Origin of the sequence: Sphingobacterium sp. Lzh-3 (genome assembly GCF_046764375.1) — a bacterium.
Lineage (GTDB): Bacteria > Bacteroidota > Bacteroidia > Sphingobacteriales > Sphingobacteriaceae > Sphingobacterium.
Genome location: NZ_CP177226.1, coordinates 204,278 through 229,089, shown reverse-complemented (window position 1 = coordinate 229,089; position 24,812 = coordinate 204,278). Strand labels below are relative to the sequence as shown.

Sequence of the window (24,812 nt, the reverse complement as noted above, 5' to 3'; positions counted from 1 at the left end):
CCATACCTTAAGGAATAAGGCACAGCATACTCAATTATTATCATGTTCTTAAGGGAAAACGATATTGCATTTTCCTCCATCGTCCTCTTCATCAATACCTAACATCAGGTCGTTGATGCTCAGAGGTTGCGGATTGTATAGACCAAATTGGGCCAATAGTGTTTTTATCTCCACGTTGTTTCTCGTAAAAAGTAAAACCATAGGCTGTTCTCGCAACAGCTTTACGGCTTCAGGCACTGAAGACTGTGGATCGATCGGGAGTAAAAATTCAACTAATAATTGGAGAGCCAAAGGACATTGCCTTCATCTACCATTTGGTTCCTAAACTTTCCATTTTGTCGATAACTTGGGGGGCAAAAGAGGTTTTACCAGGATCAAAAGATATTATAAGGGTAGTTTCGTCAATGATTTTCAATCGTCGTAGTTTTGTTAAAGCAACATATATTGCTGTCAGTTAGCCAGATAAACCGAAAAAACTTTAATATGTCAATTAAGCATAACACCAAGGCGGGATTCAAACTATTATTTGATTTTTGGGGGAAATATCACACAATAGATCATTTTCACTATCAGTGGGCAAAGGACAACCTCAAAGTCAAGATTGTCAAACGAGGCGAACAACTCAGTTCAGCTGACCGTCATTCGGAGATGACTTTTTTTGTCGCGAAAGGCCTCCTGGCTCGGGTCGAAGAAAATACTGAAACCGGCAAGCGCAGGATTATGAGCCTCGCTATTCCAAACATGGCTTTAATGACGACCAATCACCTCTATACACATCATCTACACAGCGGGCATATAGTGGCACTCCGTTCCGGAATTATTATCGCGATCCCGCATTCGGTACTTCGGCAGTTTCAGGAACACGAAAAATCCATCGATACATTTATTGACGTATTGGGCAATAAAAAGAAGAGGCAGCTGGTTTTGCTAAGGCAGGCCACATTGGGCTATTCTCCTTTTGAGCGCTACCTTAACTTTACCCGACTGTTGCCCGAAATTAAAGCTGCGACCACTCAAATCGAGCAGGCAGATCTGCTCGGCATTTCCCGACACACGGTGCAGCAGGCCCAGTATTTTCTGCTCACGGGCAAATATGCTCAAAATTAGCTCCTATAGTACAGGCCTATATCAGACTTATTTTGCATGCAACTTTGTATAAGGAGCTAGCGAAAGGTGCTGGCTTGAATAAACATTTTATAAACTAAATTTTTTTGCCATGGCAACAAAAAGAAACAGCTGGCTACGTGCCGGCACATTAGCAGTATTAGGATTGGGGCTCGCTTATGGAGCGCAAAGTTTCACAGAAAAGGAAGAAGTCAACCCCATTTCAGCACGTAAATTAACAACGACAATGTGGTTTTCCGTTGATGCATCGGGTGCTTCCAATCCGAGCAATCCAAGTAACAGTGAACAGAATGTCACTGCACAGTTATCGTCGAGTCCATCAGCACCTTGCACACAGCCATCAGGCGAACTATGTGCCAGACAATTGACCTACGATGAAAATGATACAGACATCCAAAATCTTTTGGCAAGAGTTGAGGCGGGTGATGATATTCCCACCATACAGGAATTTGTTGCAGCAGGAGCTACAGCTGGTTCAACATCTCATAAACCCTAAGGCTTCAATTGCATGTATCATAATTTAATAGAAGGGCCGTTTGCAAAATGCGAACGGCTCCTTTTTATTTTTAACGCGGATTTTGAGGGTATCCACCTACACTAATTGCTTCGTCAGGGAAAGGCCATATAAACCGTGGGCTATTGGACAGCAACTCCACCTCTGTACCAGCGATATTACGCTTAAGATTCGTAGCAGTCTTCGGATTCTTATTGAGGCGTCGTAAGTCTTCCCAACGAATCCCTCGCAAAAGCAGTTCTTTTTTACGTTCCTTTAAAATCCACCACAGAAGCTCCTCTTGATTTTGAGTTGTTAGATTGACAAATGCTTCTTTTTTATATCTATTTCTGAGCAGCGTATTCAGATCCGAAAGAGCTTCAGCTAGGTTCCCCAACCTCGTATTGCTTTCTGCCCGCGTTAAATACACTTCATCCAAAGCTAGCCCGGTAAATAACAATGAACTACCATAATAACTTCCACGATAGCGTATCATACTATTTCTATCCTGCTCAAAAAATAAAGTCTTTCTCAAATCTGCATTCTCATAGTGCTGGTAGAAATCATTAGGGACCGCCAGATATTCACCCGTATAAGCTAATGCATCATAAGCCGTCATCACGAAGATCACCTCGGGATTCTCCGTACCATAAACAGGGAAAGGATAGGGCTGAGCAGCCACTTTATTATAATCTAACAATCCACCTGCTACAGCAATACAATTTGATGCATATTCAGCTGCTTTACCATAGTCATCCATTTGCAAATAAACACGGGACAATAAAGCCCATGTCGCCTGTTTCGTTGGCCGGAATTTAACTATATCTTTATCTGGCAACAAGTTGATAGCACTTTTGAGATCTGCAATCAACAACTCATAACAATCCTCTACTGATTCTCGTAATACCTTTGCTGTCGGATCTGATTCCAGCCGCAGTGGTACCCCAAGGTCGCTGTCTGCCGTAGCCGCATTAAAGACCGGTGCATATAACTGCAACAAACAAAAATAATTCCAGGCGCGATGAAAAAGAGCTGCCCCTCTTGTTTCATTCCATTCTTCTGTTTCAGTTAGATGGGGCGTTATATTCCCTAACCCTTCCAATACCAGATTCGCCAGCAAAATACGTTGGTAGCCCGTATCAAAATCGGTAGGCACAACGATTCCACCTTCACCGCCTTGGTATATACGTTCATTCCAACCATAGGCATTCTTCTGATAATCGAACGTCAGGCCCACAGGAAAAGTGCCATAGACAGCAGGTGGAATTTCATATTCATCTGCCCCGATAATCCCAAGAGTATGCGAGCTCCTATTATTCATCGGATTGATATAACCTGTTGCATTATCCAGTATAGCCCGATAATCTGCTATTGTACTAGGCACTTTCTGCTGTTGATTGGGTTTTAACTCCAAAAAATTCTTACCGCACCCCTGCATTAACAATACAGCTATTGTTAGCAATAGCCATTGTCCTTTAAACTGTTGTTTCATCCTTGTTCAAATTAAAAGTTCAAATTCATCCCCATGTTGATTATACGTGGTGGCGGGTAAGAAGCCATCGGATAATCAGGATCTATTCCGACTTTGTTGGCGCGCCAGATAATCCCGACATTTTTGATGCCCGCAAAGATTCTTAAGTCCACTTTGCGCGATGTTGTACGATGCCATCTGAGTGGCAGTAGGTAACTGGCTTGAATGTCCTGCATCCGAATAGAAGCACCATTAGTGATCAAGGCTTCAGAATCCCGGTAGAGTGTCCATCCTGTACTTGAAGATGTTGTCTTGGACCAGGCCGGCACATCCGTAAAAAGCTCATCCCCGGGCTGCGTCCAACGTTTAAAATAATCCATATGATAATATGGCGTTGAGGCATATTCCTGTCCCGAGCCCATAGACGACCTCCTAAATACAAAACCCGATTTGAAAGACAATAATGTACTCAATTGCCAGCCTTTCCATGACCAAGTATTGCGTAGCGAGCCGAACAGTTTGGGCACTGTTGAGCCCCCCTCAATCAAGTCATCAAATGTCAATTGATTTATATAGGCAATATAGTCTGAGCTCTCCTTACCATCGATGTACACAATAGGATAGCCAGTGGTACTGCTCAAGCCATTCCACCGGTAGGCATAAATATTATCGAACGACTTTCCCTCCATCGGTGGCGGGTTATTAATATATTCCGTAATGTTTGTAATCGGGATATTTTTAAAATCTGTTATTTTATTGGACGTATAATTCAGCAAGAGATCCGTATTCCAGTTAAACACACCTTTGATATTTTTGCTGGATAACTGGACATCAATCCCTTCAGTTTCCATTCCTGCATAATTCAGTTTGAAAACGCCGGTTACACCGGTTGAAGGATCAAGTATGCGGTTGCCAAGCAGATCCTTCGCTTTTTTTCGGTATAGATCGAACGAGAGCGTTATCCTATCAGCCATAAAGCCTGCATCCACACCTACATTGAAGGTACTCACCTGCTCCCATTTGAGCGCTGGGTTACCCGGATGATTTAAATTGGCAGCAGGCAACCCCGTAACAGGATCTACCGTATACGCAATTGTTGGGTAATGGCTTTGCGACTTATCAATATTACCGGCAGAACCATAAGTGACACGCAATCGCAATTGGTTCATCACCTCATTCTTAAAAAATTGCTCATTGCCCATATTCCAACTGAGCCCTGTAGACCATAGCACGGTACCTCGCTGATTTGATTTGACTCCGAGTAGATTACTTCCATCCCATCGTATGCTTCCACTCCAAAGGTAGCGGTTGTCATATCCATAACTTGCATTACCATAGTAAGAAAGATTACGGCCATTATTTTTGCTTGGTGAAAGAGTTTTAGAAGGGATACGGCTATTTCCCGTCGGCCGAGTGGGATTTAAGGTTTTATAATCGGTCATAAAGTCTGCGCTCCATGTTTCGGGATTAAAATTATACAGGGTCAGGCCTGGTATTGTCTGAAAAACCGTCTGTCTTATTTCTGTCCCTGCCAGAGCAGATAGTACATGAAGGCCTGCCATCGTTCTGTTAAAATTAACCTGCAATCTTCCCGAATGCGTCTGATGCTCGCGGGGCTGCTCGTACTCCATGATCCCGCCATAAGGTATCACTTTCGTACCATTACTCTGGGTAAACCTGTTTACGAGGTTACGTGCGAAGTATGAATCTTTATCATGGTAAGTCTGCTCCTTGCCTGTACCCTGGGTATACTGATAAAATGCCTGTAGCTGGATTCCCAATGGAAAATTATAATTAACCGCGGTATTGATGCGCCATTCCATTTCACGATTTTGGTTATCGGTCAAACTAACCTCTTGAATAGGACGATACAACCAGTCCAGTAGGCCAATCTGAGGAGCCTGTTGTTGATAGCGCAGGCGATACGATTTGGTCAGGTAACTTGGATTGCCATCCATATCCACTAAAGGCAGATAAATGTCCGTATTGAGCGCATTGCTGTAGCCCAGACCATTTGCAGCAGCATACTGCGACGTATACCAAAGCCCCCCACTGAGTTCCAGATTATCACCTATTTTAAAAGCATTCTGAAAACTTAGGTTTATCCGTCTGTTTTCATTTCCGATGATACTTGCACGGCCTTTATCATATCCGGTGTTAAACGAATAGCGATGCTTAGCTGTTCCACCATTAATTCCTACACTATATTGACCTGTATACTGCGTTCTATAAAGGTATTTAAGCGACTGCTCACGCAGGTCTGTGGCAGCAAATAAGGCCTCTTGGCCGGCAAACTCCTGGTCTGTGATCTTTCCGTCCCTTTGGGCAATCAGCAGCTCCACATAGGCCGGAATACGGGTCTGGTTCTGTTCAAGGTAAGTGCCCCGTTCAAATAATTCTTTTTGGATAGCCATTACCGTAGCGGAGGGCAGGTATTTTTGATTATAAAAAAGATCAGGTTTATTTCCAAAAGTATGATTTGTGGTAAAATTGATGGCAGTTGGTTTATTGTACTTCCCTTGCTTTGTATTGATCACAATGACACCATTGCCCGCCTTTGCTCCCCAGATGGAAGCCGCCGCTGCATCTTTTAACACGGTTACACTTTCTATATCATTTGGATTGATCGTACTGATATTTCCATCATAGGGAAAATTGTCAAGCACAATCAATGGCGAGCTATCCGAATCAATGCTGTTCAGTCCACGCACTCGGATTTCGGGGCGGCCGCTCACATTCTCCCCTTCGAGGTTACGCCGATCAAATAACATACTGCCGGCTACCCCTTCAAGTCTATCGAGGATATTCGTGCTGTTGGTCCTGTTGAGGAGTTCCTGATCGATATGCGAAAAAGCCCCAGTAGCTCTTTCTTTGGGAATGGCATAGTAGCCTGTATTGATCAGAACCTCTTCCATGACATTCGATAACTGTTTCATACGCACGACCATTGCCTGTTTTGATTTATTTGAAACGGCCATTATAACAGTACCATAGCCTACGTGACTGAACCGCAAGGAGTCTGTTATAAGGACATTGATCTGGAAATTACCTTTTTCATCTGAACGTGCTAGCGGTTTCCGATCAGCGGTGCGCGAGATTAGCACAGCTGACATTGGACGGTCATACTCATCGACTATTGTGCCCTTACATAACATTGTGCTTTGAGGAAAAGCGATGTTAATACAAGCATTAAACAAAAAAATAAAAGTCATCAGACGTATCATGGCTGCGTCCCCCTTTCTTTTCTTTTCTCGCCATGTGTCAGCAATAAGTTCATCTTTGGAGGAATCCCCTGTAAGGCATTTTGGATGTCCTGCTCTGCCACCTCCCAGGAAACAGGTATTGCAAACAGCCTTCCATCGCGGATCCATATCTGACCATAACTTCGGTCATAGTAAAAGAGTTTATTGATGGCGGTATCTACAGCATTGTCAAACACCAAAGGAAGACTCCAGTTTCTTTTTTTAGCAAAAGGCAAGGCTTTGGAGCTGAAATCATAGAGATGAATAGGAATGATCTGCACCCCGGGAAATTTTTTCTGCCAAGCGTCCCATTTATCCAGCGATTTGACACAGGGCGAACAATAGGTAGCCCAAAAGTCGATAACGATAAGTCGATCTTTCAGGGTATCCAATAGGACGGATTTACTGGATCCATCCGTATAGTGAAAGTCTAATTTTTGGCTCCAAAATTCAGCAGGTAAGCGATCTCCAATAAGCAATTTTGGGAGTCTATCATCGTGCATTAGCTCAGTTAACCCATCCGCCCCGCTGTCCTTGCGGGGCGTCTGAGCAGATAAACTAAACATAGAAACCAAACACAGCAGTATCGCTCGTGCTCGTTTGCTCTTAAAAGCCTTGTGTAAATTATATAGTATTGTTTTCATCATCTTAAGGTTTTGGTTGGTTAATAGATTGAAAAAAATCGTTGATTTTTTTGGTCAGCTGGAGTTCCTTCCTATTGGCTTCCAGAGTTGACAGTTTTAATTGGGTTGTATCTAAATGACGGCTATGCGTGAGGAAATACGCCATCAGAGCACGCAGAATGTCGGCCAAAAACAGCGTTTGCTGTACAGCCTCTAATTTGCTTTCGGTAGCTTCGCCGAGGGTTTTGCATTTGAGGTCCAATGCATAGAGGTACTCGCGTATCTTGACTAGCGGATAATTATCCCAAAAGCTTTCGATACATTTCAATGGATCGTAACTGTCTTCATGAATCTCGTAGAATGGCCTGTCGAGAGGCAGGAGATCTTCATAAATTGCTTTCATGTGTTTAGTTTTGGCTGTGACCATAGCGCATAGCTCTCCCTATCCGACCGAAATCAGCTTTTTGCGGGAACCTGAATGAACTCAGGTCACAGCGGTGAAAAAATAAGAAATAGGTTATCGGGCGCGGTGCAGGACAGTTACACGTAATTTGATAGAGACGATACCGCGTCCGTTGGTAAAATAAAAAACCGACCTTTTTTATAGAAATTCTATAATAGTATTTTTCTAAAATCTTTGCTTTTGAAATTCAAATTCCCTACTTTTAAGGTGCTACAATAAAAGAATAAGGAAAGTGCAATTGTCGGGGCATAGGCTTTAAAAAACTAAGTCGGCAAAATCGACAGTGGCGGTGCTGTTTATGTATGCATATTTCTTTGTCCATAAGGGCAAGGGCCATTGCTGATTTTAAGCTTTTGGAAGGCTATTCTGGCGGACAATATTTGTTCTTGATAAGCAGTGATACTTCAAGCTGACTAAGCTGATCCTTGATCTGCCGTCGTACTGTTGTGGTTAATGACTCTTTTTGTCTCATAATTTAATAGTCGGGTTATCAACAAGAGTCTCTAGGGGGAAAGTGTGACACCTAAAAAGGAAAAGCTCCTACTTTCCACCGCCAACATGGTACCAGCAAGGACCAGACACGGTTTCCAGTAGGAGCTTCTCCCAAAAATTGTACAAATATACAAAATTGGGACAATATGCTCCTAAAGGTCTCGCGTCTTTAAAATTGCTGGTTTTAGTTGACGAGACTGTAATCAGCGAACTGATTATGATACAAATATACGTAAACGCAGTTTAACAACCAAAAATATTTTGTTTTTACACAAAATATTTTTGTTAAATCTTGAGGTAATTTTATGGAAATTCATATTGGCGATATAATTAAAAGAGAAGCAAAGAATCAAGGTGTTAGTAATGCTCGCTTGATGGAAGAAATAAAAGTAAAAAATTCCCAAAACATTGAATATGACTTAAGACAAGAAACATTATCAATACAGAAACTAGCCCTATATACTTCTGCATTAAACCATAACTTTCTTAAATATTATACTGATCTCGAACCATTTAAATCGTTCTATGAAAATGAGACTAACACATCTTTGCATGAGATCGAATCTTTGAAAGAGCAATTGAATCAGGCAAAACAAATGATCGCAATCCAAGAAGAAACCATAAAAACACAAAAAGAATTGATTTCCACGCAAAAAGCGTTAATTGAAATTCAGTCCAGTAAATAATAGCATTGTAAAAACTAATTCCACGACTATACGTATCAAGGTATTAAGCCTCCGAAAAAGGATCAGATGAGATTTTCAAAATTTATCTCAGATATTAGCCTTACCGACGGTGAGATCGTATCCGAAATACAAATGATGAAACCGATTTTTGCGCCTAACTGGTGCGTGCTTTAGCAAAAATATCACAAATAAAACCGAGTCAACTTTTGAATACTTTTACGGTGCTGGCAAGCGTCCAGTAATTGGATTAAACTAAGAAAGCTCTTCACAAAAAAAGGAAAAACAAACATCAGAAAGATATTTTTAATTTTTTCAATTTCAAAAAAATATTTCTATATTGAATAAGCTGGTTGAAATATACCAAAATTTAGCGAAGCGGCTTAATCTATTAGGACGCTTTATTATTAACGATAAGATTTTTTCATATATTTAGTTTAAAAAGGCACTCCTCTTTTATCAGCAATGAAAGTGGAGTTTTTTAAAGAATAACACAGTTTAAATCAAAAAGCCACTCCCTTTCGGAAATGGCTCAAAATAAATATCTATAAACTTTAAAAGTATTTGATTACAGTTTTTCGATTTCTTCGATAGAAAGACCGGTACCTTTAGCAATATCAGCAATAGGTAAACCCATTTTCTTAAACTCCAGTGCAATGGCAATAGCTTCTTCACGCTTACCTTTTTCAATGCCAGTCTTAAGACCTTTTTCCCTTTCCTGTTTTTTTATTGTTTCAATTACTCCCATTTCAATTGTGCCTCCTGTCACTTGATAAATGTATTGGTCAAATTTACTATTTATTTCTTTATCTCGTATAAATAGAAAACTCTTTAAAAAAACTAAAAAGCTCATTATACGATCTTTACTGTATCGATTCGTCTGAATCAGTGTACGTGCAATCATACTCCGCTGCTCCGCCAGCTCTTCTTCAGGAACTTTATCTTCCTGTAAGGATTTCTGACAAGCTAATACAATATACGCAAAAATATTGTCCATAACAAGAAGCTCATCCTCACTATGATCGAAGATCTGATAATTAAGATAACGGAATTCCAACGATGTTCGGAATAATGTATAACTGTAGATAGCGGGCCGCCTCTGGCTACGATCGCCCGTAAAAACAGCTATCGTCTCTACTGGAACTCGATATCGGTCCAATAGACGATAATGGTACTGAAATATCCGATGTGAAAATCCCGGATCATTGCCTCCCTCTATTTCCGTATGCATCAAGATCCATTTCTCCGTACCATCTCGCAAAAACACCTTCACCAATAGATCCGCCATACGCTTGCCTTTTTTACGCTCACGGTCGGGGATGATCTCCAATAACTCTTTGTCCATAAACGTCAATCCCCGATCGAAATCAAAGATCGCCTCTGCTTCGGGATACATAAACCGCAGAAAGTCGGGAAAGTTATCTTCAAAGATAGCCTTCAGAAGTTCATCGCTCTTCTTTGAAGGCATAGACCCGTGCTGTACGCCCATAATTTGAGTCTTAATTATTTATTAATTGGTTAACAGTACAAAGATAGGTAACAACAAAATAAAATACTAATATAATTAGTATTTTTGTTTAAAAAGTAAAGTTATTACTTCACACCGAATTAGTTAATTCCTTGCATCTGTTGATACGTAAAAAGCTGCGGGTAATTTTTTGGAAGTTCAGTTGTCAGGTTATGCATTTGAAAATTATCACTTCTAATTCTACCATCGGGATCCATCAGTACATACCTCGGAATTCCGTTAAATTTAAATAATTCGCGCAATGCTCTATATTCATCGGCAGAAACCCGATAGGATTCAAACATGCTATTTTTAACGATATAATCCTTATAAAACTCCATATCTGGAGTTCCATCGACGTCCGTCACAAAAACAAACGCCAAATTCGGATTATCTTTGAGTTTTAAGCGTTTCCCTTGCGACGATTCAATACCAGAGCGGCATGGGCCGCACCACTGTGCCCAAAAGTCCACAACAACGACTTTACCACGGTATTTATCAGTCATGCTCTTAAAAATAGCTGCAGCATCAGTAGGGGGTAGCAAATAGCCATTTTTGGATTTCTTCACCCGTTCAGCCAGTTGGAGCGCTTCATACCTTAAATCTCTATTTTTTAACACGGCCAATAATTGTTCTGTAGTTTTAGTTATCCCAACTGTATCAGCCGCACCATTTAATGCAAACTGCAAGGTACGTAGTTTCGCAACCTCAGAAACCAATGTATTAGCGATCGTAGGATTAGACTTTAGATTTGCCGAATCTAATACCAAATATAAATTCCCTTTACGTTGACTATTGAGGGCATCATAATAAGCATCCAGGCTAAATAGTTTAGAATACTCGAATCGGTTGATAAAGGTCGAAAATTCATTTTGTACCAAAATAGCCGGATCATTGAGGTCTAAGCGAGCTATAAAATTAAAATAATCATCGGGCAGTGGTTCCTTTAGATAAGCATTTGTAGGATTATTCCCTAGATAATTCTTTCGATACATTTGCAGATCCATTAATTGTACTGCATACATGAGCGCAACTTGCGTATGGACCAGATTTTTTACTTTTGGTGAAAAATCTGTTTTCTTTAACCGTCCGTTTACTTCATTTTGTACCGAATCCCAAGCTGTCAAGAGTTGCTTTTTTATTGCTGAAATTGGTTGCTCTTTCAAACGCCTTTCCATGCCCTGATAAAAGGCTCGTTGATTATCTTCCCAATCAAAGCCTCTGAACTGCTGATTCTCGGCAGCAAGAGGGCCATCAAAACCCATTAACGCTAAATTTTGATCCGCGGCAACACGAAATCGCAATGCTAGCGTCTGTCCCGGTTCGATATAAAATTTAAAATGGTTGTTTTTAAAAATAATGTAACTAGTTTTCGGATTCGTGGCCAAGAAGCTCGCCTCAAAACGGCCATCAGGATAAACCTGTACGGTAGTCGGATAATCTTCACGAGTCAGCTCATTACTGCTATAAATAATACCACTTGTAAACTCTAATGCAGGACTATAACCTTCGATAAATCCAACTAAACGTACCGTATCAAATTGGAAAAATTTGTCTTTATACGATACTAGATTTTTTTTCACTTTAGCATCCGCCAGCTTTTGCTTTATCCAGTCATTTGGATCGATTTTAAACGGTTTTTCAGCAGATGATTGCGCTATAGCAAATGACAACAAGAAGAAAGTAAATAAAGAAAGTAATGATAACTTCATAACTAGGCTATTGGTTTCCATAAAGTTAATCATTTCATTTAGACAACAACGAATAAAATGGTTATAATTTAAATTTCCCTTCCCATAGGAATAAACCAATTTTTGAATAGATACAATAGATTGATTATTCATCCAATTAGATAAATTTTCGATAGGAAGACTTATGAGCAACCGCATATAATATCCTAACTGCTAGAGAAATAAAATTTGAATCATGCAACAACTTTCAGTTATTATAACTATCTTTAAAATTATACAAAACTTAAAAATCACACAGCTTGCTTACTCTAATCGCAAAAAATATGCAATTTAAAACACCTCTCCGCCCTCTGCTTTTTATCTGCGCCATCGGCCTGTTGTTTAGTTCTTGTCAAAAGGACGGCCCTTCTGAGCAGAAGGATCTTATCGATATTGAAACGAGAGATGCTACTTGGACAAAATTGAGTATCCCGGGACAGCTCAGAGGCACATCGGCTATTTACGGCAATATCGACGACACCCTGGTTGTGGCTACCATGTACAAGATTTATATGACTACGGATAAAGGAGTTTCGTGGCAAATGGTCAACGATGCTGGATTTGGCATACCTAGCTTCAGTATGTATCAGGGAGAACTGATGGCTTTAAGTAATTTCCAAGACCATTCGACAAGTCCGACTTTATTCTCGTTGGACCAGGGTAAAAATTGGAGCAGAAAGGGCAAATCTGGGTATGAAGTCTATGATAAAATATGGGTCAATCGAAAAGAAACAAAAATCAGTGAAAATGAATCCTACAAAATCATCCCACAGCCGAAAGAAATCATCGACAAAGAATATGGACGCCCTTTAGCCCAGCCCGACAAGCTAGCAAGGGTTACTGATAAAGGCGAACAATTGCTTGATTTTCCTTTCCGTCGACGACTGAATTATATTTACCACGACAAGAAAAATCGACTTTACATTGGTGCGGAAGGAACACGTTTTGAGTGGACTGTCAAAGGGAATGAGCGTACTTATCCAACTTCCACAGATACAGCAATCATTTATATTAGCAAACTGCCTTTTAACGGACAATAACGAAACAATACCTAATTATTCGGAAAGAACAAGCGAATAATCGTTCCCTTACCCAACTTACTGGAGAGATTAACGTTACCGTCCAGACGTTCCATCAACTCCTTTACTAAGGAGAGTCCTATCCCTGAGCCCTGTGCTGCAAGCGCATTTTTTGCGCGCTCATGGGCTTTAAATACAACATCTAGGTCTTCATCTGGAATACCGATCCCATTATCTTCCAAATAGTATACAATCCCTTTGCTTGTCTTTTCACTATAGATCGCAAGATAATCCTGCTCGGTATCTTTAGCATATTTCACAGCATTGGAAATCAGATTAAAAAAAATCTGATAAGCGACACTACAATCTACCTCAAGCTTGTAGAGATTTCCCAATCTAAACTCCAACTGTGATGCTGGATAAAGAAGCTTTACCTCATCTATCCATTCAGCGATCTTTTTATCCATATCTAAACATTCCCTAACCGGATTGACAGCACGTATTTTATTTAGCTGAAGGGTTTGGTTGATAATAGACTGAATATTTTCTATGGCAGCTTGCATATTGTCGAACCATTTTTGCTGAACATCTTTAGGCAGACTTATATTTTTACGCAGCATATCATTTCCCATCTTTAGAATGGATAATGGGTTTTTTAAATCATGTGAAAGGGTATTGGATAATAGATCCAGCTTTCTATTAAAAGATATTTGCTCTTTTTGGCTTTCAGCTTTATCATAGGCAAGTTTTCTTTCCGTCACATCCCATGAGGAATGTAAAATAGCATAAGTATTTCCCTTTTCGTCCAATAATGCTTTGTATTCGAAATCAAAGTACCGTTTGATAATATTTCTCCCGGATACGATATCTGCCGGGGTATCCTTGGCACGATAGGTAATCCCTGTCTTCCAAACATTTTTCAAAATAGATGAAAACCCCTCTTTTTCAAAGCTGGGAAAACAGGCACACAAAGTATGTCCTAAAATTGAGCTGCTTGCATGCCATGTATCCAGCATCGCCTGGTTGGCAAAGGCAATATTGAGGTCCTCACTATCATAGATAGCCGTGGCTAAAGGAGACCGCTCCAGAACAGACAACAAAAAGTGCTCATCAAAAGGCATACAGAAAGAAATTTAGCAATCGTGAATGTATAGATATAGGGAACTCTAACAAATTAATGCAACAGAAATGATGCCATTCTTTGCAACCATTTTTGTATCTTAACCTTTAAGAAAGTTTTATATGAATAAAGTAGGAAAAAAAATCAGATTACTTCGGCACCAAAAAGGTTGGAGCCAACAGGATGTAGCAAAAAAACTGGGGATTTCCATCCCCGCATTTTCAAAAATGGAAACAGGCATTACAGATCTTAACCTCTCCAGATTAATCCAGATCGCCAAGTTATTTAATTTTACAGCGGTACAGCTTTTATCTTTTTCTGAAACAGATGACGTAAATAATTATGTTGACGGAATAACTTCAATTCAGCAAAAGTTGAAAGAACGGGAAGAGGAAATAATCCAGCTTCAGAAAAAAGTTATCGATCTCTATAGTCAGCTGTATAAGGATTGAAACTTCCCGTGGATTCTCTACACAGGCATTCAAATCATATATCATTTTAATCTTAAAACGCTAACTGTATATGGATATCCGTATGAAAGCTATTGCTCTTAATATTACGTTGAAATTTGTAAATTTGATCGCTGATTAGCTGTTTAAACAGCATACCATCTGGCCTTTTGAAAATTCTACAATGGACTATACTGCAGAAAATAAGCTATTGATTTCGCTCTCCAATGGAAACGAACAGTCTTTTTTTGCTTTATATGACCGGTATAGTCAAGCCTTATTTTCCACTATTTTTCGAATGGTTAAAGATAAGCAGGTCAGTGAAGAGATCGTGCAAGATGTATTTCTGAAAGTTTGGCAAAAAAGAGCCAGCATCGATCCAAACCGAAGCTTTAAATCGTGGATTTTTACCATAGCTAAAAATGATGTTATTTCTTGGTATAGAAAATTAGCGAAAGAAACCGCGATGCAGGAAAACTTATACCAACATTTCGAGCAGCTCTACGTCATGGAAAAAGAGGGTGATATACATGAGAAACAGGCCGCGTTATTAGAAAGAGCACTCAATACCTTAAGCGAGCGTAGAAAAGAAATATTTGTCTTATGTAAATTAGAGCAGAAAAGCTACGAAGAAGTTGCCCAAAAATTGAATATTTCTGTATCCACGGTAAGCAACGCGATGGTCAAATCCAATCAACATATCCGCCAATTTGTACAAGACCATTATGATGAAATTTTAGCGATTCTTATAACATTCTATTTTTTTTAAAAAAATCAAGATTACGATAGTGTTTTTGCTAATAAGTTGCGTATTAACTTATAGATATGGCAAAAAAAATAGATAATATTTACAAGCGCTATTTAGAGGGACGTATTAATCGGGTGGATCTCGATTGGTTGCTGCATTATTTTGAATATGCCAGCGACGAAGAATTGGAACGTCTAACTTCGATTGCTTCGAATGTCTTTGAGGAGGATCAAACCGAACAATCCTTTGCTCCGCATATTGCACTTGTAAAGCAACGTTTGAAAGACAGGCTAAACAAACCCAAGAACCAGCCGATCCGATTAAGACAAAGACTGCAATGGTGGGCAGCAGCTTCGATCTTGTTGGTAGCGGGATTGGCGACTTGGTTTTATTTGGGACAAGGCCCAAAAACTACCGATGTCACTGCGCCTTCAGCACCCACATTGTATGTTAAAGATAAGTCCGGAAAAGAAATTGCCATATTGCCCAAGACTGATTCTGTATGGCAGATAGGGGACATTGCATTTTCCCGTATCGACAGTCAAACCGTAAAAGTAATGGCGATAGGCAAAAATCCAAGCTTGCAAACGATCTATACCCCCAATTCGGACTTTAGGCTTGTTCTGGAAGATGGTACTAAGATCACAATGAATGCCGCGTCCACCCTTAAATTTCAGGTTCCTTTTGATGCCGTCAAAAGAGACGTATCCTTAGACGGTGAAGGATATTTTGAGGTCACTCATGATGCCCGGAGGCCATTTACAGTAACTGCTGGTGCTGCAAAAGTCGAAGTGCTCGGAACCGTATTTAACGTCCGCAATTATGCAAGCGATGGCCATGTTACCACTTCCCTCCTGTCTGGACGGATCGCTTTAAGTAAATCGGGCACAGCTGAAAGGATGATACTTCGTCCAGGGGAAACAGCTGTAACCGATCAAAAAGGAATACATATCCAACATCTAACGCCAAAACAAGCTGTCGCATGGACGGCCGGCTACTTTGATTACCGGGATCAGTCACTTCGCGTAATTCTGTCTGATCTGTCTAGATGGTACGGTGTTGATGTTGATACCATCGCGCTACCGACAGATCGGTCGATTTATATGAAGGTCCGGAAAAATATCTCCCTACAGGAAATGTTACGGCTCTTAAATGAAGCGAGCGCCTTAGATTTTCAATTGAACAATAAAAAGATCGTTTTAAAAACAACCATCAAAAAATAAAAACAACTAAATAGTACATTTACCTTCATCTACCATGTCACACCTAACCAAAAAGCGACCGGTATTTTTGCGGAAATACCTGAGTTTGGCCGCTGGAATTGCCCTGATGAGCATGATCGACCCCTATGAATTACATGCACAGCAGGTCGAATTGAACTTTAAAAACGCCAATGTCAAAGAGGTCATTACGAGCCTATCGGATCACTATGGCTATGAATTTGTGTTCGACGGGAACCTATTAAAAACCGCCCGTCCCATCAGTGTCAACCTCAAACTATCAAGCATTGAAGATGCCTTATCCATTTTGTTTAAGGATCAACCTTTCAGCTACCGCCTTGAGAATAAACGGATTATTCTCTATCGTAAAACTGTATCGACCAATAGTCAGCTTGTACGCGGAAAAGTAATCGACAGTCTGGGCAATACCATTGCCGGTGTGTCGATCCATAACCTGCAGGACAATAGCCAGGCGATGAGTTCGGGCGATGGTGATTTTGAGCTGAACGTGACAAGCCCGGAGATCCAATTGTCGTTTAGACATGTCTCTTTTAATGAAAAAGTCATGCGTTTCAGTCCCGAGCAAGTAACAAGACCGGTCCGCGTGATGTTGAGCACAAAGGAGTCTATGCTCAACGAAATTATGATCACGGGCTATCAACGAATCAGTAAAGAACGTAGTCCCGGAGCTTATTCCATGATCAATAATGACCAGTTAAACAAACAGATTAATGTCGATTTGGCTTCCGCCCTGGAAGGCCAAGTAGCTGGGTTGACCTATATCAAAAACCCCGCGCGCGTTGCTGCAGACAATCCCGTACTTCGCGGAATCGGTACCTATTCCAGTGACGTGACCACCAATCCGCTCATCGTCATTGACGACTTACCCACCGAGCTCACCTTAAACGATATCAACCCCTATGACGTAGAGTCTGTGACCGTGCTGAAAGACGCAACAGCTGCATCGATTTACGGAGCCAGGGCAGCCAATGGAGTTATTGTCGTAACCACAAAAAAAGGAAAAGGGCAAGGCGTCTCCGTCAACTTTAATGTCGATCAATTCATTACACAGAAACCGGATATCGCCAAAATGCATTATGCCAGTACGTCCGATCTGATCGACTACGAAATTGATGTTTTCAACAAAGAGCGTTCGCGCTATGCAAATACCGAATCTTTGTTCAATTACTATGGAAAGTTGGGTAGTGGAAGCTTAAAATACTATTCACCGCTGTACGATCTATTTCGTAAAGAGTCCATCGGGACAATTAATCAGCAAGAACGAGATGCAACGATAAATACTTGGCGGAACAACGATTACATCAAGGAGTTTACTGACAATGTCTGGCAAAATGAAACACGCCAAAGGTATAATGCAAGTATTTCCCAGAATTCGTCCAAAAGCAACACCTTTGTATCCTTCAACTACGACAAAGGAAAAGGACAGGTTGTCCACGAAAAAAACGAGAAATTTAACCTGTATCTAAAATCGGCCTTTAATATAACCAAATGGTTGAATGCAACAGTGGGATTGAACGGCACATATTCCGTAAATAAAGAAACGGATGGCATTTACAATGATCTTTTCTTACAGCCTCGTTATACACGCATTAAAGATGAAAATGGCAACCTAGTCTATGCGCCTTACGTTGATCTTTCAAGTTCTATCGGGCCCGGGTCGGCCATAAACGGCGAGACAGCAGAACAGATCGCTGCAAACGGAAATTTAAAAAGTACATCCTTTAATGTCCTTGAAGCCTTAGGCGAAGGTATCGAGAGTAACAAGAGTTTAAATCTTCGCGCATTTACATCGTTGCGGGCCACTATTTACAAAGGCCTCTCTTTTCAAACGCAGTTTTCCTATGAATTGGGACAAGCATCCCGTGAAAGTTTCTACGACGAAGATAGCTACATGATGCGTGTTGCCTCAAACGCGATGGTGAGCTATAATGCTGCCACAGGAGTATACACGAAAAACCTACCAGCAGGAGGCCGCTACTATCAATTCGAATCCAAACGGTACAACTATACCTTCCGGAATCAATTTAATTATGATAATACCTTTGGCCAATATGGCCAACATCAGCTAACCGCCCTAGCCGGCTTCGAGATGCGCCAGTCGCATGTACCGCGCCCTATCCAACAATTACTTGTGGGCTACAATCCCGTCACATTGACCTCCACAACCATCGACTGGGCCACATTGAGTAAATCTGGTATCACCAGCTATATCTACGGGGGGAATGTCCGCCTGGGCGACCTGAATGGCGTCGCACAAAAGGAAACCTTACACCGCTTCACCTCGCTTTACGCCAATGCCGGATATACTTATAGCAACAAATACAACCTCACGGGAAGCATACGGGTGGATCAGGCCGATCTCTTTGGGGTAGATCCGAAGTTTAAGTACCGTCCGTTATGGTCTGTCGGAGCAGGCTGGAATGTCAGCAACGAAGAATTTATGAAAAATAAAGACTGGTTGAATTCCCTCAAACTACGGGCAACATACGGTATTACCGGTAATGTGGACCAAGAAAGCTCAAGCTATGGTACGGCTACCTGGAAATCCGATAAACTTTTCCCCTACCTGCAATATCTGGAACAAAAATCATTACCAAACCCCATGCTGCGCTGGGAAAAAACAACAACGACAAACCTCGGTGTAGATTTTTCGATTTTCGACAACCGCCTGTCAGCTAGTATTGATGCCTATAATCGCTACAGCTCCGATTTGTTGATCGGTGCTGTTCTCGACCCAACCGTAGGTGCCAATTCGCGTGTTATCAACAATGGTGCATTACGCAACAAAGGGATTGAGTTTAATATCAATACTGTGTGGCTTAAAAGAAAAGATTTAACAGCAAGCACCCAGCTGGTATTTTCCTTTAATAAAAACAAGGTCGAGAAAGTCAACGGCTTAACCGCTACCGCGCAGTCCTATGTTGGCTCGCCAAGCAATTACTTTTTTGAAGGCAACAGCTACAACTCCATCATGGCCTATCGCTATGCCGGCATGTTGAATGGTTACCCCTATTTTCTGGATCAAAACGGCGACTCCAATGTTGTTTTTGATGAAAATGGCACCCCTACAAAAATCAATGATATCAATTCACCCGATGCATTGGTCTACTTAGGGACACTGTTTCCAAAATATACAGGATCCATCAATCAGCGTCTTCGCTATAAAGCATTTGATCTTTCGGCCATGTTTGTCTTCTCCGGCGGACATAAATTACGTAAAGATGCCATTGACTTCGCAAGCGATAAACTGACTAACGCGGGTCTGGTGAACCGCTGGGCAGCAGGAGCCACTAACGATTATCCCCGATTGATGGTCGATTATCCAGACAACCTACGGAGTGGGGCGAGCACCTTATCAAAATTATGGCGCTATAGCGATCAGCAGATTGTTTCGGCAGATTATGTGAAACTGCGGAACATAGCCGTAGGTTATCAATTGCCCAAACAATTGGCCCATAAAGCTGGGATGCAAAACGTCAGATTAACGGCGCAGGTCAATAATTTATGGACATGGAGCGCCGCCGGCAATGATATCGATCCAGAATCCTATTCGCTCAATAGCGGAACGCGCTATCTGCCCTTGGCCAAATCATTCCTGATGGGACTTTCACTCACTTTTTAACCCGAATCTACGATGACTATAAAAACCTTAATGGCAGCATGTGTGACTCTAGTGGTCTTTACTGCCTGCGATAAATACCTTGATATAACACCCAAAGGCTCACAATTGGTGCGTACAGCTCAAGATTATTACGATTTGGTCGCCTATCCGAATAGAGGTTATCCGATCAACAACTTTCAGTATCTGGTCGATGACCAATACCTCAAAGAATCCAATGTCATTGGTTTGACGCCCAATATCAATACCATCAACTTTCTATTTCAGGAACAGGAAGACCGGGTTAGCCAACTCACCGCATCAAGCTTTTACAACCAGTGCTACAAATACATTGCACAGTGGAACATGATTATTTCTTTGGTCGACCAAAGTACAGGTGATGGCCAATTAAAGACCCTCGCCAAAGCCGAGGCAAAGATGTTTCGGGCCTTTGATTATTTCCACCTGATCAATGTCTACGCCAAAGCCTATGATGCCAGCACAGCAGCCCAGGACGGCGGTGTCTGCATTATGGATAAATATGACCTGGAGGCCAAACCCACAAAATCAACCGTGCAGCAGGTATACGATTTTATCCAAAAAGATATAGACGATGCTATACCTCATCTGCAGGAGAAACCCACCAACCCCTATCACCCCTCGCTGGCCTTTGCTTATGCATTGAAAGCGAAGGTGCATCTTTTCAAACGAGAAATTCAGGAAGCTCAAGCCGCTGCCGAAAAAGCCATGCAGCTGAATGGCCAGCTCATCGACCTGGTGCAGTATGAGAAGTTAGGCGGGCCAAGCAAAACCCCTATCCTCGCCGAAAACAACCCCGAGGTATTAAGCTATATGTATGTGAACGGCTACACGGAAATGAACTTTGGCTACAGTTATATCTTAAGTCCAGAATTGACGAGCATGTTTGATCAGGAGGATAAGCGCTTTAGTTTATTTTATACCAAGTCCAATGCTAGTTTTCTGGATATTGGCGCCGGAGCAAGTTATTACAATGTAAAGTATACCTCCTTTTTCTTTCCTACTGTGGGGCTGAAAACACCGGAGATCTACCTGATGTTGGCCGAATGTTATGCACGTCAGGATCAATATGCAAATGCCATTAAGATGTTGAATACCTTACGTAAAACCCGCATCGAAGGAAAAAAAGCAACCCTAGCTGTTCCAACGACACGAAAGGAAACCATGGATCTGGTCATTAACGAACGCCGGCGGGAGCTACCTATCGGATTCCATCGTTTCTTTGATCTGAAACGTTTGAATCTTGAAAAAGAATATGCGAAAACACTTGTCCGCGTATTCCCGATTGTCAATAAGACTGTCGAACAAAAGACCTACACACTGGCGCCAAACTCCAGAATGTACATTATTCCATTTCCATTGGATGTCATGAAGTTAAACCCAAACTTGCGGTTAAATACAGACGAAGCTGTACCGTTTTAATAGATGCTATAACAAACACATGAAAAACAAAATTATCTTTAGTACCCTCGCCTTGCTTTTGTCTGGAGCTCTGGTTCAAGCGCAGCAGACCCCGAATAAGACAGCGGCTAAAACAGATACGCTAAAATCAAAAAATGACCTTTATGAGGCTTATAATAAGATTGTAAATAAGCAAAAAATTGCTCGCTCAGGCGTTTTCAACGTCATCGAGTCGGAAAAGAAGTGGTATCTGGAGATACCCGACAGTTTATTAAACCGTTATTTTCTGACCGTAACCCGCTTGGTATCGGCTCCACAGGGGTTTCCGATGTATGGTGGCGAGAAGCTAAATGAGCAGACACTTTACTTTGAGAAAGGAATGGGCGACCGCATACAGCTTCGAGCAGCAATTTATAAGCAGGATGCACCGGAAAACGATGCCATTCGGACTGCATTGGTACAGTCTCAAGAAGATCCAATTATTGCTATTATGGATATCAAAGGACTTAACGCAGGTAAAAACAGCTATTTAGTGGAGGTAACTGATCTTTTTCGAAAAGACAATGCTGCAGTTTCCTTTGATAGCAAGCTAAAAAGCGAAAATAAGCTATCCGCTCTGGCCGACGATCGATCTTTCATTACCGACATGAAGGTATTTCCGATCAACCTCGAAGTAAAAACGACAAAAACATATTCCTCAACATCAGGTACTCCTGCAGCTATGTTGACAGGATCCTTAACTTTTACAACCAACACCTCCATGGTGCTGTTGCCAAAAGAGCCGATGAAAAAACGGATATACGATGACCGGGTAGGCTACTTTGCCAACAAGTATATCCTCTTTACCGATAAAGATCAACGGTCCAAAGCCTTAAATTTTATACAGCGCTATCGTCTTGAACCCCACGCGAAGGATGTAAAACGTTATTTAAAAGGAGAGCTTGTAGAACCTCAAAAGCAAATTGTCTATTATATTGATCCAGCAACGCCAAAAAAATGGCGTCCGTATCTGATTGCCGGAATCAATGACTGGAACAAGGCATTTGAACAGGCTGGATTTAAAAACGCCATTGTCGGCAAGGAATGGCCTGAACAGGATTCGACGATGAGCTTGGAGGATGCACGGTTCTCTGTGATCCGTTATTTTGCCTCCGAAAAAGCCAATGCCTACGGACCGCGAATTTCAGATCCCAGAAGTGGCGAGATTATCGAAGCCCATGTGGGCTGGTATCATAATGTGATGAAACTCGTGCAGCAATGGTTTATGGTGCAGGTTGGGCCCTTAAATAAGGCTGCACAAAAAATGCAGTTGGATGACGAGGTGATGGGCCAATTAATTCGTTTTGTCTCCTCGCACGAGGTGGGGCACAGTTTAGGTCTCCGTCACAACATGGGAGCAAGCAGCCAAACGCCCGTAGAGAAATTGCGCGACAAAAAGTGGGTCGAAAAAAATGGTCATACGGTATCGATCATGGACTATGCTCGTTTCAATTATGTCGCGCAACCGGAGGATAAGGTGGGGCTCGCGGGTATATATCCGCGTATTGGAAGTTATGATAAATGGGCCATTCAATGGGGTTATCAGTATCTTCCACAATTTTCAAGTGGAGAAGATGAACAGATTTACCTCAGCAGACAAGTAACCGATAGCCTGACAGCCAACCCTAAGCTGTGGTTTGGCGGGGAGGGAAACGATGAGGATCCACGTGGTCAAAAGGAAGATTTGGGTGATGATGCGGTGTTGGCAAGCTCCTATGGGATCAAAAATCTGAAACGAGTGGTTTCCAATTTAGTGGAATGGACGTATGAGCCAGGAGATGATTACAGTAACCTAAAGGATATGCATAAAGCGGTGCGCGCACAGTTCGACCGTTATCTCTACCACGTATTGAAAAACATCGGCAGTCAGGAGATTACAAAAAAAGTGCGTGGTCAAGAAGGTCCTGTATATGCCGCAATTCCACGAGAAAAGGTAAAAGCTGCCATGCAGTATGTGAGCGACAACGTATTAACCCCACCCCTGTGGCTGTATCCCAAAGATATTCAGGATTTGATCGGAAAAGATGCAAACAAGGAAATAAGTGATCAACAAGAGCAGATGCTTAATATGTTGATGAGCCCAGGAATGCTCTATAATATCTATATGAAATCGCTGACCAATCAAAGACCTTACGGACTTGATGAATATCTGAACGATATCGGGGGAACGATATGGACTTTGCCGGGAGGAGACGTTCGAATAAATGCTTTTAAACGTGCACAACAGCGTTTTTTTCTAGAAAAAGTAAATCAGATCATCAACCCCAAAATAGCACCAGGATCCGATATCATATCACAGGCGCAACGTAGCGATGTACAGCTGTATGTCAGAAATTACCTGGGCGCATTAGTAGCAGCAATCAATCAACTTTCCACACAACAGACAGATCCATTAAATAAACAACATCTTGCCCTCATGCTGTCAGAAATTAAACGCATTCAAAATCAAATAAATAAAGACTAAAAGATGAAAAATAACTTCAAAGCACTTTACATCAGCTGTTTAATCGGCCTGATGATGATCTCCTGTCAATCAAGTCACGGACAGGATGCTGCACAGGAACAACGCGACCGGTTATTTAATGCCTACATGGAAGTAAAAAAAGACATCATGGAGGAAAATTTTGCTGCCAGTAAAGCACACTCCGTTCAATTCGAAAAGGAAGTACAGAATTTTCGGCTAAAAGGCTTGCAGATCGATGACATGATGCGTCTGAAAAAGGTAAGCCAGGCAATGAAGACCGATGCTATAGGCTTGAAATCTGCAACGGACATGAAGGTTATGAAGCAGTCCTTTTCTGCCGTCACACAATCCTTATTCACCATTATGGAGACCATGAAATGTACAGATGAAACGGTGTATTTACAATACTGCCCAATGGAAAAAGGCTATTGGTTAAGTTACGACAAGGCGATTGAAAATCCTTACGCAGCATCGATGCGGCACTGTGGCCAATTGGTCAAGGGAATGGCTACAGCGGATTACCCGGAGCCCGTGGCCTGCCATTAGTTGGTACGCTAACGTAATAATAGTATTTAAATCAGGAGCTGTCCAAATGCAGTGCCCCCAGAAAGTGTCTAACTTTTTGGGGGCACTGCAAACGGGCGGCTCCTTTTTTGTTTTCCCACAAATCGTCTCAAAGTATCCTCATATTGTCTCAAGCAATTAAACCTATAAGGCTAATGCCGTACATTTAATGTTCAAATCACACCAATTATATGCAGTATCTTGAATTTGAACATATCCATTTGATCTGGAGCCGACAGCTGACCCTAAATATACCCAAAAAAGCCTGTCAAGCCTTTCTATCATAAACAACCAATATTCT

The 24,812-nt window shown here is 41.5% G+C and carries 19 protein-coding genes; 11 read left to right on the top strand and 8 right to left on the bottom strand.

Annotated features, from left to right (window positions below; genetic code table 11):
• Window positions 1-48: 48 nt before the first annotated feature.
• On the bottom strand, window positions 49-291 hold the full coding sequence (locus tag ACLCDV_RS00970; RefSeq protein WP_411972690.1) for a hypothetical protein: 243 nt from the start codon (window positions 289-291) through the stop codon (window positions 49-51).
• Window positions 292-444: 153 nt separating this feature from the next.
• On the opposite strand from ACLCDV_RS00970, the gene ACLCDV_RS00965 reads away from it, so the two are divergent.
• Window positions 445-1,107, top strand: a complete 663-nt coding sequence (locus tag ACLCDV_RS00965) for a hypothetical protein (RefSeq protein WP_411972689.1) — start codon at window positions 445-447, stop codon at window positions 1,105-1,107.
• A gap of 109 nt (window positions 1,108-1,216) precedes the next feature.
• Window positions 1,217-1,621: a hypothetical protein gene (locus tag ACLCDV_RS00960; protein ID WP_411972688.1), complete on the top strand. Its 405-nt coding sequence runs from the start codon at window positions 1,217-1,219 to the stop codon at window positions 1,619-1,621.
• Window positions 1,622-1,691: 70 nt separating this feature from the next.
• On the opposite strand, the gene ACLCDV_RS00955 is transcribed toward ACLCDV_RS00960, so the two are convergent.
• From ACLCDV_RS00955 to ACLCDV_RS00940, 4 genes are all read right to left on the bottom strand, one after another.
• Complete coding sequence (locus tag ACLCDV_RS00955) at window positions 1,692-3,110, bottom strand: RagB/SusD family nutrient uptake outer membrane protein (RefSeq protein ID WP_411972687.1); 1,419 nt, start codon at window positions 3,108-3,110, stop codon at window positions 1,692-1,694.
• An 11-nt stretch (window positions 3,111-3,121) separates the two neighbouring features.
• On the bottom strand, window positions 3,122-6,244 hold the full coding sequence (locus ACLCDV_RS00950) for a SusC/RagA family TonB-linked outer membrane protein (RefSeq protein WP_411972686.1): 3,123 nt from the start codon (window positions 6,242-6,244) through the stop codon (window positions 3,122-3,124).
• A gap of 65 nt (window positions 6,245-6,309) precedes the next feature.
• Window positions 6,310-6,978 (bottom strand): TlpA family protein disulfide reductase, encoded by a 669-nt coding sequence (locus ACLCDV_RS00945; protein WP_411972685.1) that lies wholly within the window; start codon window positions 6,976-6,978, stop codon window positions 6,310-6,312.
• 1 nt (window position 6,979) lies between these two features.
• Window positions 6,980-7,357 (bottom strand): hypothetical protein, encoded by a 378-nt coding sequence (locus ACLCDV_RS00940; protein ID WP_411972684.1) that lies wholly within the window; start codon window positions 7,355-7,357, stop codon window positions 6,980-6,982.
• 857 nt (window positions 7,358-8,214) lie between these two features.
• Here ACLCDV_RS00940 and ACLCDV_RS00935 point away from each other — a divergent pair.
• On the top strand, window positions 8,215-8,595 hold the full coding sequence (locus ACLCDV_RS00935; protein ID WP_411972683.1) for a hypothetical protein: 381 nt from the start codon (window positions 8,215-8,217) through the stop codon (window positions 8,593-8,595).
• 565 nt (window positions 8,596-9,160) lie between these two features.
• Here the strand turns inward: ACLCDV_RS00935 and ACLCDV_RS00930 are convergent.
• Window positions 9,161-10,081: a hypothetical protein gene (locus tag ACLCDV_RS00930; protein ID WP_411972682.1), complete on the bottom strand. Its 921-nt coding sequence runs from the start codon at window positions 10,079-10,081 to the stop codon at window positions 9,161-9,163.
• A 119-nt stretch (window positions 10,082-10,200) separates the two neighbouring features.
• Complete coding sequence (locus ACLCDV_RS00925) at window positions 10,201-11,811, bottom strand: TlpA family protein disulfide reductase (RefSeq protein ID WP_411972681.1); 1,611 nt, start codon at window positions 11,809-11,811, stop codon at window positions 10,201-10,203.
• A gap of 302 nt (window positions 11,812-12,113) precedes the next feature.
• On the opposite strand from ACLCDV_RS00925, the gene ACLCDV_RS00920 reads away from it, so the two are divergent.
• Window positions 12,114-12,869 carry a hypothetical protein gene (locus tag ACLCDV_RS00920; RefSeq protein ID WP_411972680.1) on the top strand — a complete coding sequence of 252 codons (756 nt, stop codon included), beginning with the start codon at window positions 12,114-12,116 and terminating at the stop codon, window positions 12,867-12,869.
• Between the two features lie 11 nt (window positions 12,870-12,880).
• Here ACLCDV_RS00920 and ACLCDV_RS00915 read toward each other — a convergent pair whose 3' ends face one another.
• Window positions 12,881-13,969 carry an ATP-binding protein gene (locus tag ACLCDV_RS00915; protein WP_411972679.1) on the bottom strand — a complete coding sequence of 363 codons (1,089 nt, stop codon included), beginning with the start codon at window positions 13,967-13,969 and terminating at the stop codon, window positions 12,881-12,883.
• Window positions 13,970-14,090: 121 nt separating this feature from the next.
• Between ACLCDV_RS00915 and ACLCDV_RS00910 the strand changes: the two genes are divergently transcribed.
• From ACLCDV_RS00910 to ACLCDV_RS00880, 7 genes are all read left to right on the top strand, one after another.
• Window positions 14,091-14,420, top strand: a complete 330-nt coding sequence (locus tag ACLCDV_RS00910; RefSeq protein WP_411972678.1) for a helix-turn-helix domain-containing protein — start codon at window positions 14,091-14,093, stop codon at window positions 14,418-14,420.
• A 181-nt stretch (window positions 14,421-14,601) separates the two neighbouring features.
• On the top strand, window positions 14,602-15,186 hold the full coding sequence (locus ACLCDV_RS00905; protein ID WP_411972677.1) for an RNA polymerase sigma factor: 585 nt from the start codon (window positions 14,602-14,604) through the stop codon (window positions 15,184-15,186).
• 56 nt (window positions 15,187-15,242) lie between these two features.
• Entirely contained in the window at window positions 15,243-16,388 is a 1,146-nt protein-coding gene (locus ACLCDV_RS00900; RefSeq protein ID WP_411972676.1) for a FecR family protein, read from the top strand.
• A 34-nt stretch (window positions 16,389-16,422) separates the two neighbouring features.
• Entirely contained in the window at window positions 16,423-20,028 is a 3,606-nt protein-coding gene (locus ACLCDV_RS00895; RefSeq protein WP_411972675.1) for a SusC/RagA family TonB-linked outer membrane protein, read from the top strand.
• A gap of 12 nt (window positions 20,029-20,040) precedes the next feature.
• Window positions 20,041-21,465 (top strand): RagB/SusD family nutrient uptake outer membrane protein, encoded by a 1,425-nt coding sequence (locus ACLCDV_RS00890; protein WP_411972674.1) that lies wholly within the window; start codon window positions 20,041-20,043, stop codon window positions 21,463-21,465.
• A 19-nt stretch (window positions 21,466-21,484) separates the two neighbouring features.
• Entirely contained in the window at window positions 21,485-23,947 is a 2,463-nt protein-coding gene (locus tag ACLCDV_RS00885) for a zinc-dependent metalloprotease (protein WP_411972673.1), read from the top strand.
• A 3-nt stretch (window positions 23,948-23,950) separates the two neighbouring features.
• A complete protein-coding gene (locus ACLCDV_RS00880; RefSeq protein ID WP_411972672.1) occupies window positions 23,951-24,493 on the top strand; it encodes a DUF3347 domain-containing protein in 543 nt (180 codons plus the stop codon).
• The last annotated feature ends 319 nt before the right edge of the window (window positions 24,494-24,812 follow it).